Origin of the sequence: Shewanella sp. 10N.286.51.B8, from assembly GCF_041469325.1 — a bacterium.
Taxonomy (GTDB): Bacteria; Pseudomonadota; Gammaproteobacteria; order Enterobacterales; family Shewanellaceae; genus Shewanella.
Window position 1 is genome coordinate 1 of record NZ_JBFRKG010000066.1, and the last position, 3859, is coordinate 3859.

At 39.2% G+C, this 3859-nt stretch carries 4 protein-coding genes; all 4 read left to right on the top strand.

The features are described 5' to 3' along the window. The first annotated feature begins 516 nt into the window (after positions 1 to 516). The 4 genes from AB4160_RS19170 (at position 517) to AB4160_RS19185 (ending at position 2865) form a co-directional block, all read left to right on the top strand. Positions 517 to 1170 carry a metallophosphatase domain-containing protein gene (locus tag AB4160_RS19170; RefSeq protein ID WP_372006039.1) on the top strand — a complete coding sequence of 218 codons (654 nt, stop codon included), beginning with the start codon at positions 517 to 519 and terminating at the stop codon, positions 1168 to 1170. Between the two features lie 88 nt (positions 1171 to 1258). Then, positions 1259 to 2047, top strand: a complete 789-nt coding sequence (locus AB4160_RS19175; RefSeq protein ID WP_102476984.1) for a metallophosphoesterase — start codon at positions 1259 to 1261, stop codon at positions 2045 to 2047. Between the two features lie 189 nt (positions 2048 to 2236). Further along, positions 2237 to 2641 (top strand): antitoxin Xre-like helix-turn-helix domain-containing protein, encoded by a 405-nt coding sequence (locus tag AB4160_RS19180; protein WP_102476983.1) that lies wholly within the window; start codon positions 2237 to 2239, stop codon positions 2639 to 2641. Next, positions 2641 to 2865, top strand: a complete 225-nt coding sequence (locus tag AB4160_RS19185; RefSeq protein WP_198590441.1) for a hypothetical protein — start codon at positions 2641 to 2643, stop codon at positions 2863 to 2865. The genes AB4160_RS19180 and AB4160_RS19185 overlap by 1 nt, the downstream gene beginning before the upstream one ends. The last annotated feature ends 994 nt before the right edge of the window (positions 2866 to 3859 follow it).

A 3859-nucleotide genomic window follows, 5' to 3' on the forward strand; every position in this document is an offset into this window, starting at 1 on the left:
ATGGAATTAGACCAGAACAAATTAACTGCAATTCCACTAATGAAGCATTCAAACGTAAATACTCACTTCTAAAATAATTGGTAGCGGTTCCAGTACTGTAATATTTTGATTTTATTTCCAGTACTGGATTTTTCACTACTGGGGAGTCCGTTTGGCTTAGATCTAAGTTTGTATGGAACTCGCTGAATGAGACCAACTGGTAAGAACTGAAAGTAGTCCATCGATCACTTAATTATTAAAATACAAAACTAATTAATGGAAGGTATACATAAATTACAAGCTAATTAAATTTTATGGTGTACGGTTTAAGTCATTGATGTTTAATGTAAATATTGACACTTCTACCTTTTGGTTATAAGGTTTTAAATACTAAGATTAATAATTTCGGTAGCTCAAATAAGTCAGTAAAAATAAAGAATAAAAGTGACTATTTCTGCGTATGAACTGCGAAAGTTGATCTAAAAAAAGATGAACTTGTGCTTACTGAATACACAATTAACGTAGGGTTTATAATAGATGAATGACGAACTGACATGTGTTGTGATTAGCGATACGCATGGTATGTATCGACAGATAGAAGTTCCTGATGCTGACGTATTTATTCATGCAGGTGACATCACGAAGTCAGGAAAACTGGAAGAGTTGAATGATTTTAACGCTTGGCTTACAGATTTACCGCACCGCTATCGCATCGTTATAGCTGGTAATCATGACCGAGTATTTGAAAGTAATCCGATTCAAGCTAGAGCGGCTATGACAAATGCCGTATACCTCGAGGATGAAGAGGTAACGATTTGTGGAATTAAATTTTACGGTTCACCTTGGCAACCCTGGTTCTTGAATTGGGCGTTTAATTTGCAGAGAGGAGCAGAAATACAACAGAAATGGGATCGAATCCCTGACGACACAGACGTCCTGATAACACACGGGCCAGCTTATCGTCATTTAGATGAAAATCTAGAAGGAAAATATGTGGGCTGCAATGACTTATTAAGTGCTGTCCAGCGAGTAAAGCCTCAGTTTCATGTCTGTGGGCACATTCATGAGGGATATGGTCGGGAGTCAGATGGTATAACAACATTCATCAATGCTAGCTCTTGTACAAGACGATATATTCCCAGTAATGCTCCAATGCTTTTCGTTGTTAAAATTCTCAATTTGCAGGTTTAAAGCGTAAGGGACTTGCGACCTGATGATATATCCTTATTTTTCAGCATCTTTGATGCAATATTTATATTAAAAAATAATGAGTAATTATATGAAGTTTATACCTGTGAGTGATTTGCATCTTGATAACTTTAAAATAAGAAAGGATTTTTGGTTAGACTTTGATCCTGAGGCCGTTCTAATTATCGCGGGTGATGCTGCTAATGCACTCTCTGGCATGGAGTATATAAAAACTATTCTATGTAAATACTTTCGTGCGGTTATATATGTCTGTGGAAATCATGAATGGTATAGTAATAAAAATCGTTTATACAAAATGAATCCTTATCATTTTATAAAGGAATCGGTTAATAACGTAAGCCATTCAACAGTGCTATCTAATTCGCCCTTGAAAAAAATAAAATATCATAGCCAGCTGGTAGACAATTTATACTTTTTAAACAATGAATCAATCGTAATCGATGGTTTTTTAATTTACGGTGGTTCTTTGTGGTTTCCGATCCACACTTACTCAAAATCTTTATTAGATGATTACGGACTATTGATGAATGACCCGAAATTTATTAATTACAAGATTATTGAAGAGCAATTTAAGAGTTTTGTTGATAATTTTCCGCCGAAGGTGGATTTGGTTGTATCTCATCACCTTCCCAATTTAGAAGCGTTTGCATTAGATATAAATCGTACGAGTGAATATGCCCCGTTCTATCATGCCTCTTTATCGGACGAATTAATTCTAAGAACTAGATATTGGATCGCTGGTCATCAGCATGATGCTACGGAGAAATTAATCGCAGGGCATGTTAAGTTCATTAGCAACCCCAAGGGTTCCGTGCCTATGACCCCAGGATTACTTAGAAATAAGGTATACCATTTATAGTGGTTATAAAATGAAAGTCAGTAAAAAGACAGATAACCTTGTCTATTGAGTACTCTAAAACAGAGACCAGTTTTATCTGCCATTACATAGCGATTGTTCTGGTTAAACTCTAAGATCGTGACCAATATTAGTTGACCACTACAGTCCCTGCAGACCTTATAATGTAATAAAGTATGAGGAGATTTTGATATGTTAGCAACAAATAGAGTGCAAGCTAAAACGGTCAACAAAGTCGAGTCGAGAGTACTTGCGAAAGCAGTCACAAAGCTTTTTAAGTATTGGGGGATTTCACAGGATGCCCAATGCTCATTGCTTGGTATAAGCCCTTCTAGTCGTAAGAAAATAAAATCTATGGAAGAAGGCTTGGTTGGCATCCCAACAGGGCGTGATTCATATGAGCGTGTAGGGTACTTATTGGCAATCCATAAAGCTTTGCGATTACTTTACCCCCAAAACCCTGAACTGCTTTATGGGTGGGTCACAATGCGTAACCAAAAATTTGATGGTCGCACTCCGCTAGAAGTGATGACTGAGGATGGATATTTAGGGATAGCTAAAGTAAGTCGCTATTTAGATATGAATCGAGTGCACTAATGTCATCACTGTTTGACGATCTGCTAGACCATGTGGGTGGTTTATATTCTTACAGTCTTCGACACACCTTTATCGATGAATTTAAGCGATTAGCTATCAGTGAACATATAGTGGCGCTGATAGTCGGTCACACGAACCCAAACATAACCTACGGCTGTTATGGTAAGGATGTTCAGGCTAGGGCATTACTCAAATATATTGAGCGACTTGAATATGATATTTGATGATCGGGTGGGTTTAATGTGCAATCTTAACAGGGCAAAGCTAACACGCTTTTGCCCGTGCGACGTGAAGTCGTATGAAGCGCTGTTCACCGCTTAGAGTGAACCATCTGTATCACCAGATGACCCTATGGCTCTGAATAAAGTAGCGAGCCAGACAATGTAACGAAATTTGGTTTTTTATACCGAATGGGAACAGAATCGTGAGAGGACGTTCTTCCTGATAACTACAAGTCGGGTAAGTGCTAGGGAGTCAGTATGGTGAACATATGTGAATCCACGAAAGGTGCGTTATACGTGAAGCAGCGGAAGTGGTTTATACGCTGTTGCCAAAATGGCAACGAGAGTAGGAAAGAGATTGGGCAATGCTCTTTCGTGATTGTAAAGCTCTCCGCACTAGAGTGGGCATCTAACCTGACATTGCGCGACATACGGAACACGGTAAGCCTGTATCGCTCCCATTGGGAAAGTTATCTGTGAAGATAGCCGATAGTGGTGCAGGTAAAGGAGGTTGGAGAAAGCTAAAGCTGCATTGTAATGATGCAGATACAGACAAGTGTCTGGCACGAAAGTGAGCCCACTTCCAGCTGGTCTCCCGTTGCAAGAAAATTAGAAGAACTTTGTTAATGGAGAAACGCAAATGATGACTTCGATTGAAGTTAGTGCCTCTCCTTGCTTTACTCAACGATAATCCAAAGATTGGAAAGTCATGGAGCAAAAAGTATCAAAGCTTCGAGTGAGTATTGCAAAGGTAACCCCTGTGGTTACTGGGTAACATAGTACGCCTTAGTGGAGGCTTGAGCCGTATGCAGTGAAAGTTGCACGTACGGTTCTTAGGAGAGCGGCACTTGGTAACAGGTGCCGCTTATCCGACCAAAACGAGTTGGTGCTAGCAATGGGATAATCAGCATAACCTTACTTTTTCTAATCGATTATGACCGCCTTACTTGTCGTCCAAATGACTGGTTGCCTATACAGGTATAACTGATTTTCTCCA